General features: G+C 56.3%; 9 protein-coding genes. 7 read left to right on the top strand and 2 right to left on the bottom strand.

Features of this window, described 5'->3' with window-relative positions:
- Positions 1–7: 7 nt before the first annotated feature.
- A complete protein-coding gene (gene ubiG / locus ACFPLB_RS14640) occupies positions 8–760 on the bottom strand; it encodes a bifunctional 2-polyprenyl-6-hydroxyphenol methylase/3-demethylubiquinol 3-O-methyltransferase UbiG (protein WP_378230939.1) in 753 nt (250 codons plus the stop codon).
- Positions 761–962: 202 nt separating this feature from the next.
- Between ubiG and ACFPLB_RS14635 the strand changes: the two genes are divergently transcribed.
- The 7 genes from ACFPLB_RS14635 to ACFPLB_RS14605 all read left to right on the top strand — a co-directional run bounded on the left by ACFPLB_RS14635 (position 963) and on the right by ACFPLB_RS14605 (position 12,153).
- Positions 963–2,216, top strand: coding sequence for an aspartate kinase (locus tag ACFPLB_RS14635; protein ID WP_378230937.1), 1,254 nt, complete (start codon positions 963–965; stop codon positions 2,214–2,216).
- A 75-nt stretch (positions 2,217–2,291) separates the two neighbouring features.
- The gene (ptsP, locus tag ACFPLB_RS14630; RefSeq protein WP_378230935.1) at positions 2,292–4,562 is read left to right on the top strand and encodes a phosphoenolpyruvate--protein phosphotransferase; all 2,271 of its coding nucleotides are present in this window, start codon (positions 2,292–2,294) and stop codon (positions 4,560–4,562) included.
- 15 nt (positions 4,563–4,577) lie between these two features.
- Positions 4,578–5,654 (top strand): peptide chain release factor 1, encoded by a 1,077-nt coding sequence (gene prfA, locus ACFPLB_RS14625; protein ID WP_378230933.1) that lies wholly within the window; start codon positions 4,578–4,580, stop codon positions 5,652–5,654.
- A gap of 8 nt (positions 5,655–5,662) precedes the next feature.
- Positions 5,663–6,538: a peptide chain release factor N(5)-glutamine methyltransferase gene (gene prmC / locus ACFPLB_RS14620; RefSeq protein WP_378230931.1), complete on the top strand. Its 876-nt coding sequence runs from the start codon at positions 5,663–5,665 to the stop codon at positions 6,536–6,538.
- Positions 6,539–6,921: 383 nt separating this feature from the next.
- The gene (locus ACFPLB_RS14615; RefSeq protein WP_378230929.1) at positions 6,922–7,758 is read left to right on the top strand and encodes a DUF4167 domain-containing protein; all 837 of its coding nucleotides are present in this window, start codon (positions 6,922–6,924) and stop codon (positions 7,756–7,758) included.
- A gap of 177 nt (positions 7,759–7,935) precedes the next feature.
- Complete coding sequence (gene clpB / locus ACFPLB_RS14610; protein ID WP_378230927.1) at positions 7,936–10,545, top strand: ATP-dependent chaperone ClpB; 2,610 nt, start codon at positions 7,936–7,938, stop codon at positions 10,543–10,545.
- Between the two features lie 162 nt (positions 10,546–10,707).
- Positions 10,708–12,153, top strand: coding sequence for a L,D-transpeptidase family protein (locus ACFPLB_RS14605; RefSeq protein ID WP_378230925.1), 1,446 nt, complete (start codon positions 10,708–10,710; stop codon positions 12,151–12,153).
- A 44-nt stretch (positions 12,154–12,197) separates the two neighbouring features.
- Here ACFPLB_RS14605 and ACFPLB_RS14600 read toward each other — a convergent pair whose 3' ends face one another.
- Positions 12,198–14,162, bottom strand: a complete 1,965-nt coding sequence (locus tag ACFPLB_RS14600; protein ID WP_378230923.1) for a M23 family metallopeptidase — start codon at positions 14,160–14,162, stop codon at positions 12,198–12,200.
- Positions 14,163–14,814: the final 652 nt, after the last annotated feature.

Raw genomic sequence — 14,814 nt, 5'->3', positions numbered from 1 at the left:
TATTTGTTCAATTCCGGTCTGGCTTTTCAGCAAGCAGCATATAGTTGACATCCATATCATGTGAGAGCTGCCAGCGATCGGCCAGCGGATGATAGACGACGCCGGTGCGATCAATGATATTCAGGCCCGCATGGGTGAGCGCGTTTTCCAGCTCTTGTGGCCGCACCAGTTTTTCAAACTGGTGGGTGCCGCGCGGCAGCCAGCGCAAAATATATTCAGCACCGATTATTGCCAGCCCCAACGCCTTGAGCGTGCGGTTGATGGTGGCGACAAACATGATGCCGCCTGGCCGGACCATTTCGCTGCATTTGTCGATGAACAGGCCAATATCGGCAACATGCTCCACCACTTCCATGTTGAGCACGATGTCGAATGTTTCACCAGCCTCGGCCAGCGCCTCGGCGGTGGTGGCGCGATAGTCGATGGAAAGACCCTGCTCGGCCGCATGAAGTTTTGCCACCTCGATATTGGTGGCGGAGGCGTCAGCCCCGACAATTTCGGCCCCCAGTCGTGCCATCGGTTCGCATAAAAGCCCACCGCCGCAGCCAATGTCGAGGATGCGCAGGCCCTCAAAAGGCCGGGCCTCATGCGCATTGCGTCCGAAGCGGGCTGTGATCTGGTCGCGGAGATAGGCAAGGCGCACCGGGTTGAATTTATGCAGCGGGCGGAATTTTCCGTTTGGATCCCACCATTGTGCAGCCATGGCGGAAAAACGTTCCACCTCTTTGGTGTCGATGGTCGAGCGGCGGGTGTCAGACATGATGCGGTCTCCCTGATGCTTATGCCAAGTCGGGTTTGGTGGCATGAAAGTCAAGTTGCATTTGGCTGTTTATGCGGCAATCGCTTGCGCCCAAAGCATGTTTTGGCTAATGAGACCGCGCATTGGCGCCCGCACCTTGTTTGGGCGCTTTCAGATTTCCATTCCGGGTCGCTCCCGCCATTTTTAAGGGCATTTCGCTTCCATGGCGCGTATTGTGATGAAATTCGGCGGAACTTCCGTTGCCGACATCGCCCGCATTCGCAATGTGGCGCGCCATGTCAAACGCGAGGTTGATTGCGGCCACGAGGTGGCGGTGGTGGTTTCGGCGATGGCGGGCAAGACCAATGAACTGGTCGGCTGGACGCGCGAAGCCTCGCCCATGCATGATGCGCGTGAATATGATGCCGTGGTTGCTTCAGGCGAGCAGGTGACAGCAGGCCTGTTGGCCATTACCTTGCAGAATATGGGGGTAAACGCCCGCTCATGGCTGGGATGGCAGATCCCCATTCGCACCGATAATTCACATGGTGCCGCCCGTATCAGGGAGGTGGATGGCTCTTTCCTGATCAAGCGCTTTGGTGAGGGTCAGGTGGCCGTGATTGCCGGGTTCCAGGGGGTGGGGCCGGATAATCGCATCACCACATTGGGACGCGGCGGTTCTGACACCAGCGCTGTGGCTATTGCCGCTGCCGTCAAGGCGGATCGGTGTGATATTTATACGGATGTGGATGGTGTCTATACCACAGATCCGAGGATGGAGCCGAAGGCGCGCCGCCTTGATCGCATCACTTTTGAAGAGATGCTGGAAATGGCTTCGCTCGGCTCCAAGGTGTTGCAGGTCCGCTCGGTTGAACTGGCCATGGTCCACAAGGTGCGCACCTTTGTACGCTCGTCCTTTGTGGAGCCGGATGCTCCGGGCATGGACGATCTTTTCAACCCGCCTGGAACGCTTATTTGCGACGAGGAAGAAATCGTGGAACAGCAGGTCGTTACCGGTATTGCCTATGCCAAGGATGAGGCGCAGATTTCATTGCGCCGTGTCGCTGACCGCCCCGGTGTCGCCGCCGGAATTTTTGGCCCGCTGGCGCAAGCCGGCATCAATGTCGACATGATCGTCCAGAATATTTCTGAGGACGGAAAATCCACCGACATGACCTTTACCGTGCCTTCAGGCGATATCGCCAAGGCGCTGTCGGTGCTGGAAAAGGTGCGAGAGACCGTTGGCTATGATGTCATCCAGCATGATGAGGGCATGGCCAAAGTCTCGGTGATCGGTATCGGTATGCGCAGCCATGCCGGTGTTGCGGCCTCTGCGTTTGAGGCGCTGTCCCAGAAGGGGATCAATATCCGGGCGATCACCACCTCGGAAATCAAGATTTCCATCCTGATTGACGGACCTTACACGGAACTTGCAGTGCGTACGCTCCATTCCGTATATGGTCTGGACAAGATTTAAAGGCCGCGGGTCTGTAAACCGGCAGGTGACGGGTACGGAAACAGGACGGCGCGGCTATTGGAGAAAGACGCCGCTATGCGAGAAACGGCGGTCGGCCCACGGGTTCTGCTGAAACGATTGCGCGAGCTGATGCAAGAGCCGCTGGAGCCGCAGGAGCGGCTCGACCGGATCGTGCGTGATATTGCGTCCAATATGGTGGCCGAGGTCTGCTCGCTTTATGTGCTGCGCGCCGATTCGGTTCTGGAGCTTTATGCCACCGAAGGTTTGAACCCGTCCTCTGTTCATCTGGTGCAATTGCGCCTTGGGCAGGGCCTTGTCGGCACCATTGCCGCCAGCGCCCGTTCGCTCAATCTGTCGAACGCACAAGAACATCCCGCTTTTGCCTATCTGCCGGAGACGGGCGAAGAGATTTATCGCTCTTTTCTGGGCGTACCCTTGCTTCGCGCCGGGCGCACGCTGGGTGTGCTTGTCGTGCAAAACAAGACCATGCGCAGCTATCGCGATGATGAGGTTGAGGCGCTGGAAACCACGGCGATGGTGATTGCCGAAATGATCGCCACCGGCGATCTGGCGCGCCTGTCGCGCCCCGGCCTTGAACTTGATCTGCGGCGTCCGGTGTCTTTTGACGGCGCTTCCTTCAATGACGGGATCGGGCTTGGTCATGTGGTGCTGCATGAGCCACGTGTCGTGGTCACCAATTTGTTCAATGAAGATAGTGAGGATGAAATCCGGCGGCTGGAAACGGCGCTGGGATCGCTCAGGCTTTCCATCGACGACATGCTGGAGCGCCGCGATGTTGCCTTTGAGGGCGAGCATCGCGAAGTTCTGGAAGCCTATCGCATGTTTGCCTATGATCGGGGCTGGGTGCGGCGTCTGGAAGAAGCCATCGGCAACGGGCTGACGGCGGAAGCCGCCGTTGAAAAGGTTCAAAGCGACATGCGTGCGCGCATGATCCATATGACCGACCCTTATCTGCGCGAGCGGATGAGCGATTTTGACGATCTTGCCAACCGCCTGTTGCGCCAGCTTATGGGAACCGGGCCTGAGGATATGGCGGCCGCATTGCCCAAGGATGCAATCATCGTTGCCCGCTCGATGGGCGCTGCCGAATTGCTCGATTATCCGCGTGACAAGCTGCGTGGCCTTGTTCTGGAAGAAGGGGCGGCCACCAGCCATGTGGTGATTGTGGCGCGCGCCACCGGCATTCCGGTGGTCGGGCAGGTCAAGGGCGCAGTGTCCATGGCCGAAAATAGCGATGCTATTATTGTGGATGGTGACGAAGGCTCGGTGCATTTGCGTCCGCAATCCGATCTTGAGACGGCCTATGCTGAAAAAGTGCGGTTTCGCGCCCGCCGCCAGAGGCTTTATCGCGAGTTGCGCGACAAGCCCTCTGTTTCGCGCGATGGTGTGCCGGTTGATCTGTTGATGAATGCCGGTCTTGTGGTTGATCTGCCGCAACTGGCCGAATCAGGAGCGGCGGGGATTGGCCTGTTCCGCACCGAGTTGCAATTCATGGTGGCCTCGACATTCCCCCGCGCCGAAAGCCAGGAGCAGCTTTACCGCGAGGTGCTGGATGCGGCGCGCGGCAAGCCGGTGACTTTTCGCACCATTGATATAGGCGGCGACAAGGTGCTGCCTTATTTCAAGCACAGCACACAGGAAGAAAATCCGGCCCTGGGCTGGCGCGCCATTCGCCTGACACTTGACCGGCCGGGCCTGTTGCGCACCCAGATCCGCGCCTTGCTGAAAGCTGCCGGTGGGCGTGAATTGAAGCTGATGCTGCCCATGGTCACGGAACTGGGTGAAATTGCGCAGGCGCGTGAGATCATTGACCGCGAAGTGCGCCATCTGTCGCGTTTTGCGCATCTTTTGCCCAACAGTCTGAAACTGGGGGCAATGATTGAGGTGCCTTCTTTGCTGTTTCAGCTCGATGAGTTGATGCAGGCGGTGGATTTTGTTTCGGTCGGTTCCAACGACCTGTTCCAGTTTGTGATGGCGGTTGATCGCGGCAATACACTCATGGCGGACCGTTTCGATCCGCTTTCGATTCCGTTTTTGCGGGTGTTGAAAAGCATTGCCGATGCGGGCCGTCGCCATCAGACCCCGGTAACGCTTTGTGGCGAACTGGCGGGCAAGCCGATCTCGGCCATGGTTCTGATCGGGCTTGGCTTCCGGTCCATTTCCATGTCGGCGGCATCAATCGGTCCGGTCAAGACGATGCTGGCCGAATTGCCGGTGGCGGAACTGGAAGCCTTGTTTGAGGATAATCTTTCTGCTGGCGCCAATGATATTTCAATGCGGGCGCTGTTGCAGGCTTTCGCCGACGATCATTCCATTCCTCTTTGAAGAAGCCCAGCGCGCATGACCCTTCTGCCCCGTGACCGCATGGACCAGGTTGTCAAACGTTTCGAGATGCTCGAAGCATTGATGGCTGCCGGGCCGGAGCCGGATGCTTATGTCAAAATGGCTTCGGAATATTCTGAAATTCAGGAGATTGTCGGCAAAGTTCGCGCTTTGCGTGCCGTTGAACATGAGCAGGCCGATCTTGAAGCTCTTTTGAGCGACAAGGCCATCGATGCGGATATGCGTGATCTGGCCGAGGCTGAATTGCCGGAGCTGAAAGAGCGTCTTTTGACGCTGGAGCATGAAATCCAGATCCTGCTTCTGCCAAAAGATGCTGCGGATGAGAAAAACGCCATTCTGGAAATTCGTGCTGGTACCGGCGGCGATGAGGCTGCCCTTTTTGCCGGCGATCTGTTTCGCATGTATGAGCGCTATGCCAGCAATCGGGGCTGGCGTTTCGAGGTGATTTCAGCCCATGAGGGTGATGCTGGCGGCTATAAGGAAATTATTGCCAGTGTCTCCGGCAAGGGCGTGTTTGCCCATCTGAAATTCGAATCAGGTGTGCACAGGGTGCAGCGTGTGCCCGAAACGGAGGGGCAGGGGCGCATTCACACTTCAGCCGCTACCGTGGCAGTGCTTCCTGAAGCCGAAGATGTCGATATTGATATTCGCGCTGAAGATATTCGCATTGATACGATGCGGGCATCAGGTGCGGGCGGCCAGCACGTCAATACAACCGATTCGGCTGTGCGGATTACCCATTTGCCAACCGGCATCATGGTTGTTTCGGCAGAAAAGTCGCAACACCAGAACCGGGCGCGGGCCATGCAGATCTTGCGCGCGCGCCTGTTTGATCTGGAGCGTGGCCGCGCCGAAGAAGAGCGTTCCGAAGCGCGCAAATCGCAGGTGGGTTCAGGGGATCGATCGGAGCGAATCCGCACCTATAATTTTCCGCAAGGGCGCGTGAGTGATCATCGCATCAATTTGACCCTGTATAAGCTCGACCGGGTGATGCTGGGCGAACTGGATGAACTCATCGATGCGCTGATTGCAGATCATCAGTCAAAACTGCTTGCTGATATGGGTGAAGGCTAAGCCTTGTGATGACGGTTTCCAGCACTTGCTTGACCCTTGCCGCATTGCTGCAATCTGCAAGGCAGAAGCTGACCGAATCAGCCATTGAGGATCCTGCCTTTGATTCGCGGCTGCTGGTTGAGCATTTTACCGGCACAAGCCGCAGTGACGCCATTGCGCGGCCCGACATGCCGGTCAAGGCAAGCATTGTTGCGCAGGTTGAAGCAGCATTGGAGCGCCGTAGCCGGGGCGAGCCGGTTCACCGCATTCTCGGGTTTCGTGAGTTTTATGGCCTGTCCTTGTCGCTGTCTTCGCAGACGCTGGAGCCGCGGCCTGATACGGAAACCCTGATCGACGGGCTGTTGCCGTTTCTGCGCCAGAGCGTGACACGCAACGGAAAATGTCGTGTGCTTGATCTTGGCACGGGGACGGGGGCCATTGCGCTTGCCCTGCTTGCTCAGGTGCCGGAAGCAGAGGCTGTCGGCGTTGATATTTCAGGTGATGCGCTGGCAACTGCGGCGCGCAACGCGACCAGCCTTGGACTTTCCACACGCTTTACAGCCCTGAAATCCGACTGGTTTGAAAAAATTTCAGGTCGCTATCATGTGATTGCCTCAAATCCTCCCTATATATGCTCACAAGAGATTGCGAGCCTGCAAAGGGAAGTACAATTGTTTGATCCACTTCGCGCCCTTGATGGCGGTAAAGACGGGCTTGACGCTTATCGGATCATCGCAAGAAATGCCGCTTCTCATCTTGAGACGGATGGTGTGATTGCTGTTGAAATTGGCAGCAGCCAGCGGCTGGCGGTTACCGCAATCTTTGCAAATGCAGGTTTTTGCTTGATGCGTGCAATGACTGATCTGGCTGGAAATGACCGGGTTTTATTGTTCGCAACTGCGTAAAGAACTTGCTGCGCGACGAAATAACGCTTGGCAAGGTTTGCAAACATGGCTAGGGTCACTACCAGCCGAACGGGTGAGGCGGGCGGATTTCTTTAAGAGATTCAATCTAAGAGATTTCAGATTTCTTGAGCATGGCTGCCACTCGCGCAAACAAGCGCTGAATGCTTCGCTGGAAAATATTTGGCAAGTGTTATGTGACCGGAGCAAGGTGACACGTGACGCCAACGCAGACAATGCGGGCGAGCACAAGAGACCGGATACACAAGGGACCGGATACAGGGCGGCGCAAGGCAGGCAAACACCGGCGGGGCAGCAGGCAGGCTGACCATGTAACCACTGCCATCACAACAGGTTTTTCTTGATTTACAACTGAAGAGACTCGGATGAGGCCACAACAGCAAAACAGGCGTATGCGCGGCCGCAATAATAGCGGCGGCAACACTAATAATCGTAAAGGGCCAAATCCTCTTAGCCGTAACTATGAGAGCAATGGGCCGGACGTGAAAATTCGTGGCTCTGCGCAACAGATTGCCGAAAAATATGCGGCACTGGCGCGTGATGCGATGAGTTCAGGCGACCGTGTGATTGCGGAAAATTATCTTCAGCACGCTGAACATTATAACCGGATCATTGCAGCCGCTCAGGCACAGATGCCGGTTCAGGCCGCGCATCCGGTTCGCGATGATTTTGACAATGACGGGGATGAGGACCACGAGGTCGAGACGGCTGCCCGGGGTCATGAGAATGACGCCCATGCAGGGCAAGGCCATGGTGCAGCCGGGTCGGGTCCGCAGCCCGAGATTGAAGGCGTTCCAGCCGAAGTGGCGCTGAATGCTGAAACATCGGCTGAAAACACGAAAAACCGTGACTCTTCTGGCCGTGAAGCCTCTGGTCGTGAATCTGGAGGTCGGGGTGTTCGCCGCCTGCGCGAGCCGCGCCAGAGAGCCAGGCGGGTTGATGCTGACGCCGATGCGGCAAAAGCGGATGCGACAGCCAGCGATGAAAAGAGTGCCGATGAAAATCTGGAGCCTGCCAAGGCAACGCCTTCGCCTGTTCCGGCAGATTTGAACCCTGCATCCCTTGCTGCCGCCGCAGAGGTCAAGGAGACTGAAACGGAAGCGGTGGCCAAGCCGCGCCGCCCGCGTCGGCCCCGCATTACGGCCGCTGCCAAGGAAGCTGCAGAGGCAGCGCCGGCCGAGGTGGCTGCATCGGACGCCTGACAGGCCTGATTTATCTTTCTGTTTGCCTGATTGCAAAATGCTTGTCGGGGCTCCTTGAGAGAAGCAGGCCCGCGCCCCATATCTGTTGTGAGTGGACCTGGCCCGGATCGGGCAGGTTCGTCACCATAATCTGATCCGGTGCTGCAAAGCAGGCCGGTGATGGCAGGAGACAGATATATGAACCTTGAAAAATATTCCGAACGTGTGCGCGGTTTTATCCAGTCTGCACAGCAATATGCGCTCAATCGCAATCATCAGCAGTTCACCCCTGAACATATTTTGAAGGCGCTGGTCGATGATGAGGAAGGATTTGCCTCATCGCTAATCGAGCGTGCCGGTGGGCGTTCACAAGATGTGGAACTGGGTGTGGATGGGGCGCTTGAAGCCTTGCCGCAGGTGGAAGGCGGCAATGGGCAGCTTTATCTGGCCCAGCCGCTGGCCAAAGTGTTTTCCACCGCTGAAGAACTGGCAAAAAAAGCGGGCGACAGTTTTGTCACGGTTGAGCGTCTGTTGCAGGCGCTGGCTATGGAAACCTCTGCCAAAACGGCTGATATTTTGAAAAAAGCAGGCTTGAGCCCCAAAGCGCTCAATGAGGCCATCAATGATCTTCGCAAAGGGCGCACTGCCGATTCAGCCAGTGCCGAACAGGCTTATGATGCGCTGAAAAAATATGCGCGTGATCTGACTGCCGATGCGCGGCTGGGAAAACTTGATCCGGTGATTGGCCGTGATGAGGAGATCAGGCGCACCATTCAGGTCTTGTCGCGGCGCACCAAGAACAATCCGGTGCTGATTGGTGAGCCGGGCGTTGGCAAGACGGCGATTGCCGAGGGGCTGGCCTTGCGCATCGTCAATGGTGATGTGCCCGAATCGTTGAAGGACAAGCAATTGATGGCGCTTGATATGGGCGCATTGATTGCGGGTGCAAAATATCGCGGTGAGTTTGAGGAGCGCCTCAAGGCTGTGCTCAATGAGGTCACGGCAGCGGCTGGCGGCATTATTCTGTTTATCGACGAAATGCACACGCTGGTTGGCGCTGGCAAGGCCGATGGGGCAATGGATGCCTCCAACCTCTTGAAGCCGGCTTTGGCGCGTGGTGAACTACATTGTGTGGGCGCCACCACACTTGATGAATATCGCAAATATATTGAAAAGGATGCGGCGCTGGCGCGGCGTTTCCAGCCGGTGTTTGTTGATGAGCCGACGATTGAGGACACGATCTCGATTCTGCGCGGTCTGAAGGAAAAATATGAGCAGCACCATAAGGTGCGCATTTCCGATTCGGCGCTGGTTTCGGCCACAAGCCTGTCGAGCCGTTATATTTCCGATCGCTTTCTTCCCGACAAGGCCATTGATCTGGTCGATGAAGCAGCCTCGCGATTGCGCATGCAGGTCGATTCCAAGCCTGAAATGCTCGATGAGATCGACCGCCGTATCATGCAGCTCAAGATCGAGCGTGAGGCATTGAAGGTCGAAAAGGACGAGGCCTCGAAAGACCGTCTGGCAAGGCTTGAAAAGGAACTGACCGATCTGGAAGAAGAGTCATCTGCACTGACGGCCAAATGGCAGTCGGAAAAGCAGAAACTTGGTCTTGCCGCCGATCTGAAGAAAGATCTGGATGCGGCGCGCAATGAACTGGCCATTGCCCAGCGCAAGGGTGAATTCCAGCGGGCCGGTGAACTGGCCTATGGCCGCATTCCAGAACTGGAAAAGCAGCTTTCCGAGGCTGAAGCCCATGATGAGGCGTCGGGCAATATGGTTGAAGAGGTGGTCACGCCCGATCATGTTGCCCATATCGTGTCGCGCTGGACCGGCATTCCGGTTGACAAGATGCTGGAAGGCGAGCGCGACAAGCTGTTGCGCATGGAAGATGAGATCGGCAAACGCGTTGTCGGTCAGGGTGAGGCGGTTCAGGCCGTATCAAAGGCCGTGCGTCGGGCGCGCGCCGGTTTGCAGGACCCGAATCGGCCGATCGGTTCTTTCATGTTCCTTGGGCCCACGGGTGTTGGCAAGACCGAGCTGACCAAGGCGCTGGCCGCATTCCTGTTTGACGATGAAAACGCCATGGTGCGCATCGACATGTCGGAATTCATGGAAAAGCATTCTGTGGCCCGGCTGATTGGCGCGCCTCCGGGCTATGTCGGCTATGAGGAAGGTGGTTCGCTGACCGAAGCGGTGCGGCGCAGGCCCTATCAGGTGGTGTTGTTTGACGAGATCGAAAAAGCCCATCCGGATGTGTTCAACGTTTTGTTGCAGGTGCTCGATGATGGCCGCCTGACTGACGGGCAGGGGCGCACGGTTGATTTTCGCAATACGCTGATTGTCATGACCTCCAATCTTGGCGCGCAATATCTTGTCGAGTTGCGCGATGATCAGGATGTCGATGCGGTGCGTGATGAGGTGATGGGGGTTGTCAAAGCCTCGTTCCGGCCGGAATTTCTCAACCGTGTGGATGAAGTGATTCTGTTTCACCGTCTGCGCCGTCAGGATATGGGCCGAATCGTTGAAATCCAGCTTGAGCGGCTGGGCAGGCTGCTGGCCGATCGCAAGATCCGCATTGAGCTTGAAGATGACGCCATCGAATGGCTGGCAGACAAGGGCTATGATCCAGCCTATGGGGCACGCCCCTTGAAGCGGGTCATTCAAAAAGAGTTGCAGGACCCGCTGGCCGAGCAGCTTCTGGGAGGAAAAATCCTTGATGGGTCAATCGTCAAGGTCACCTCTGGCTCTGATCGCCTGAATTTTCGCAGTGCGGCAAGTGCTGATGAAACAATCCGGGCAGCGTAAATCTGCACGATATGCCTGAAAAAGATGGCCGCAGCATTGCGGCCATCTTCATGCCCGGTTCATGCTGGAAATCTATTGTGATTATCCGGTTCGGGGCGTGATGATGCCTTGCAATGATTGATTCGCTTGGAAGCAAGCGGCTGCATGGAGAGTTTTGTTTTCATGTCGCATGTTTTTTTGCCCGCTTCAGTGCTTGCGGCGGTGCTGTTTTCGGCCAATGCGATGGCCGCCTATGGAACGGGTGCCGGTGACGCGGTTTCGCCGCCTGCCCGTGGCTCTGATTTGCTTATGCTGGCGCAATATGGCGATCTGGAAGTCTATTATGATGGTCTGGGCAACAGGGTGATCGTCGATTCCTATACGGGTGAGGTGATTGCGGTTGAACCACCCGATTCGCGCCCTGTTTTACGCAGAGACAGACGTGCCTTGCGCCGCCAGTCGCAGCAGGAGCGTTATTATAATGACGATCCAGATGACATGGAGCAGTTTTTGCAAAGACAGCGCGAGGAAGAAGCGCGTGTCTATGATCCTTATTCGGGCGACGGATATGAGATTTTTCCTGAACCGCCCATGAGGGATTTGCGTGAGCCGCCGGAAAATTTCAGGCAAGGGGGTGAGTCGCCAGCAATTGAACGCCGTCCGCTTGATGAGGCTTCGCTTGAACCGCCTTCGCCACCGCCTGAGGCCAGTGCTCCGCAATTATCAAATCCGGCATCAAATCCGGTGACGCCATCGACGCGGGTTGATTCGTCTCTTGCACTGGGCAGTCGTGAAGAAATCGCCAATTTGCAGGTGCTGCTGGATCGTGTGGGCGCATCGCCCGGCGTGATTGACGGGCGCTTCGGCTCGAATGTGGAAAAGGCGCTTGCCGTTTATCGGGAAATTACCGGCCAGACTTTGCGCTCTACGGATGCGATTGCGATTACCGAAGCGCTGGCCAATACGGGCGGTGACGCATTTGCACATTATGAGATCACCAATGAGGATGCTGCCGGACCCTATATTGCATCCGTGCCCGCAGATTACGGCGACAAGGCGCAACTGGAGCATCTGTCTTATACGTCGGTGACCGAGGCTTTGGCCGAGCGCTTTCATATGGATGAGGCGTTTTTGAAGGCTTTGAACCCACAAGCCAATTTCAACAGGCCCGGAACCATTATCAAGGTTGCCAATTTTGGCCGACAGGTTGCCACACCCGTTGCGCGCATTGTTGCCGACAAGGGCAGCAGGCAGGTTCGGGCCTATGATCAAACGGGCCGACTGGTGGCTGCCTATCCGGCGACCATCGGCTCTGAAGCGACACCTTCGCCGTCGGGTGTCCATGCGGTGACCCGAATCGCGGTCAATCCCAATTACACCTACAATCCGAAGATCAATTTCAAGCAGGGTGACAATGACAAGGTGCTGACCATTCCACCGGGGCCGAATGGCCCGGTCGGCTCCATCTGGATTGCGCTCGACAAGCCGACCTATGGCATCCATGGCACGCCGGAGCCTTCGCAAATCGGCAAGACCTCCAGCCATGGCTGTGTGCGGCTGACCAATTGGGACGCATCCGAACTTGCCAGGCTGGTAAAGCCGGGTGTTACCGTTGAGTTTGTGGATTAAAGCATTTTGCAGTCAGATGATTCCATCTATACTCACAAAATGCTTTAGCCTTCGCTCTTGCCGGTGCTTGCGACCTTGAGGAGATTGCGGTCCTGCTGATGCAGCAATTCGTCAATGCGTTTGCTTTCACGCTTGAAGGCGGCAAGTTCCTCGCCTTTCAAAACCTTGCCGACCGGCAGACGGACGCGCATGGGGTCGACCTTGGTGCCATTGACGATCAATTCATAATGGAGATGCGGGCCGGTCGACAGGCCGGTTGAGCCGACATAGCCAATCACCTGCCCCTGCCTGACGCGCACGCCCGGAGCGATATTCTTGGCAAAGCCGCTTTGGTGATTATAGGAACTGACATAGCCATTGGCATGGCGGATCAGGATTTGCCGGCCATAGCCGCCAGCCCATCCGGCCTTTTCCACAACGCCATTACCGGCGGCGATGATTGGTGTGCCGCGCGGAGCCGCCCAGTCGGTGCCGGTATGCATACGCGTATAGCCCAATATGGGGTGTCTGCGTGCGCCAAAACCGGAGCGGAATTTTCCGGTTGGCACCGGATTTCGCAGCAGAAACTGCTGGGCGCTGGAGCCGTTTTCATCAAAATAATCGAAGGAGCCGTCTTCAGTGCGAAAACGGTAAAAATTGCGGGATTGGCCGCCAATATTGGCCGAGACATAAAGCAGTTCAGAGTTTTCAGAAGCTGCATCGCTCTCATCCGGCTGTGAAAACAGCACTTCCAGACGATCTGAAGCCGTGGTTCGTGACTGGAAATCAACATTGGAGGCCAGCAGTCGGACCAGCCGCTGGGTCATTTCTTTTGACATGCCATAAGAATAGGCGGCACGATAAATGCCATCATAAACGGTCGGCAGATTGCTGCGCGTCTGCACCGGTGGCGATACATCGAAAGCTGTCAGCAGTTCGGGATTGGGCTCCGGCTCGTGAGCGGGGACATATTGTCCGTCATCGCCGCGGGCGATGGTGACGATATGCCGGGTTTTATCATAGACACCGGCGCGCACGATGCGGGCAACATCATCCTGTATTTCCAGGCCGACCCGCAACACTGTGCCAGCTTTCAATGCCGGGGCATTGAGCAGCTTGGTGATGGCGCTGCTCATGCCCTTGGCATCGTCACCTTCATAGCCTGACTCGGCGAAAGCTTCGATAATCTTGCGATCCTGCCGGAAGGGGATGATTTCCTCGGCAAAGACCGGCGCAACACCTTCTTCTCCGTCTGGCCGGGGGGCCAGTGAGACATTTTCCTGTACAATGCGAATGGCATAAGAGCCGGCCAGGCTCTGGGTAAGCTGATCGCCGAAGCGCTGTGGATCAACATAATGAAGAGAGGCGACCTGAATGGAGCCTTCCGAAAGATTGTCGGCTGCTTCACGCACCAGTTTTTCAACCTCCTCGGCTGAAAGCCCGGCCTTTTCGTCAAAGGAGGCCGTGGAAATCGGAAAATCTATGGTTTTAAGGCTGATCTCACTCTCAACCCTTGCTCCATAGAGCAGTCCGGCCAGTGCTGTCGTGGGGGGAGTTGTGGTTTTGCTGTCATCACTGAAAACACGCAGCGGATCAAAGGCTGGATAAGAAGCTGTAGTTGTATAGGCGGCAGCCAGCGCCATATTGACCTGCACCAGCGGGATGGAGTGGATCACTTCACGGTCACCAACCTTGGTTACCATGGAAACATCCATGCGGCGGCGGTCTTTGGCGCGGGAAATCTGGCGGGTCGGGCTGACCCTGGGTTTTTTGGCCTTTTGCCCGGAAGCATCGCTGGGGGCGGGGCTGGCCATTTCAGCGATCTCGGGAGGGGTGGCCAGTTGCTGGCGCCCATCCAGAGCTGCAAACAAGGCAACGCCCATCAAGACGCTGGATGTAACTCCGGTCAAAAAGGTTCCCGAAAGCCAGCGTGCAGAAACCTCCCGCCGATCGGGAAGGGTGGTGCGGCCACCTGCTGCAAGGGGTGGCTCATTGCCTAGTTTGGCTATGACCTCGTCGGTGTCCGGCATCCGGAATGGCTGCTTCTTTCCCGGTAGGGGTTGCGATACGGTTCATCTGTGTTGCTGACATTTGCCCGCCTTGCGCAGGCAAGTCAATGAAAGCGTCACCTGATGCTGCTGCTCTTTAGCACGCATCACCATATAAGAGTGTGCCAGCAGATTAAGTGCAGCCAGACGGGTGTGGGTTTTTAATGCGGCGGCAATAGGGCCTGGGCCGGTCTTTTGCAGATCGAAAACACGGACTGAAAAAAAGGATAAAAATACAGCAAAGACGGGACAAAAACTTTTGTCACAAAAAATTCAAAATACTTGAAAATGGCTGTTGACTCTTCGGGCAGGTCCACCCTATATACGCCTCATCAACGACGGCGGTGCCGCTGGCGGCGGAAGAGTTCGCTCTAAACAAAGCCAGTGAGTTTAACCGATGCGGAGTTGACAGCAGCTAGAGATAAGCAGTAGCAAGTCTTCGGCGGCCCGATTAAAAGGGCAACCAGTTTATTGACATATTTATATGTCTGTTCTTTGACAATTTCATATTGAAGAAAGAGAAGCGTGGGCGGCATGGTTTTGCTTGTCCTTGGAGTAAGACTTCGGTTTTGCGTTGATGAGGATTTACGAGACTTTGGCGGACACGTTTCGAGTAGAGATGTTACGCTTTGAT

The sequence above is a fragment of the Aquamicrobium segne genome (genome assembly GCF_042656785.1).
GTDB lineage: Bacteria > Pseudomonadota > Alphaproteobacteria > Rhizobiales > Rhizobiaceae > Mesorhizobium > Mesorhizobium segne.
This window is presented reverse-complemented; position numbering and strand designations above follow the sequence as displayed.

Excerpts from the sequence above, each read along its gene's own strand:
- ubiG (WP_378230939.1), bottom strand. The coding sequence starts at position 760 with ATGTCTGACACCCGCCGCTCGACCATCGACACCAAAGAGGTGGAACGT.
- ACFPLB_RS14635 (WP_378230937.1), top strand. The coding sequence starts at position 963 with ATGGCGCGTATTGTGATGAAATTCGGCGGAACTTCCGTTGCCGACATC.
- ptsP (WP_378230935.1), top strand. The coding sequence starts at position 2,292 with ATGCGAGAAACGGCGGTCGGCCCACGGGTTCTGCTGAAACGATTGCGC.
- prfA (WP_378230933.1), top strand. The coding sequence starts at position 4,578 with ATGACCCTTCTGCCCCGTGACCGCATGGACCAGGTTGTCAAACGTTTC.
- prmC (WP_378230931.1), top strand. The coding sequence starts at position 5,663 with ATGACGGTTTCCAGCACTTGCTTGACCCTTGCCGCATTGCTGCAATCT.
- ACFPLB_RS14615 (WP_378230929.1), top strand. The coding sequence starts at position 6,922 with ATGAGGCCACAACAGCAAAACAGGCGTATGCGCGGCCGCAATAATAGC.
- clpB (WP_378230927.1), top strand. The coding sequence starts at position 7,936 with ATGAACCTTGAAAAATATTCCGAACGTGTGCGCGGTTTTATCCAGTCT.
- ACFPLB_RS14605 (WP_378230925.1), top strand. The coding sequence starts at position 10,708 with ATGTCGCATGTTTTTTTGCCCGCTTCAGTGCTTGCGGCGGTGCTGTTT.
- ACFPLB_RS14600 (WP_378230923.1), bottom strand. The coding sequence starts at position 14,162 with ATGCCGGACACCGACGAGGTCATAGCCAAACTAGGCAATGAGCCACCC.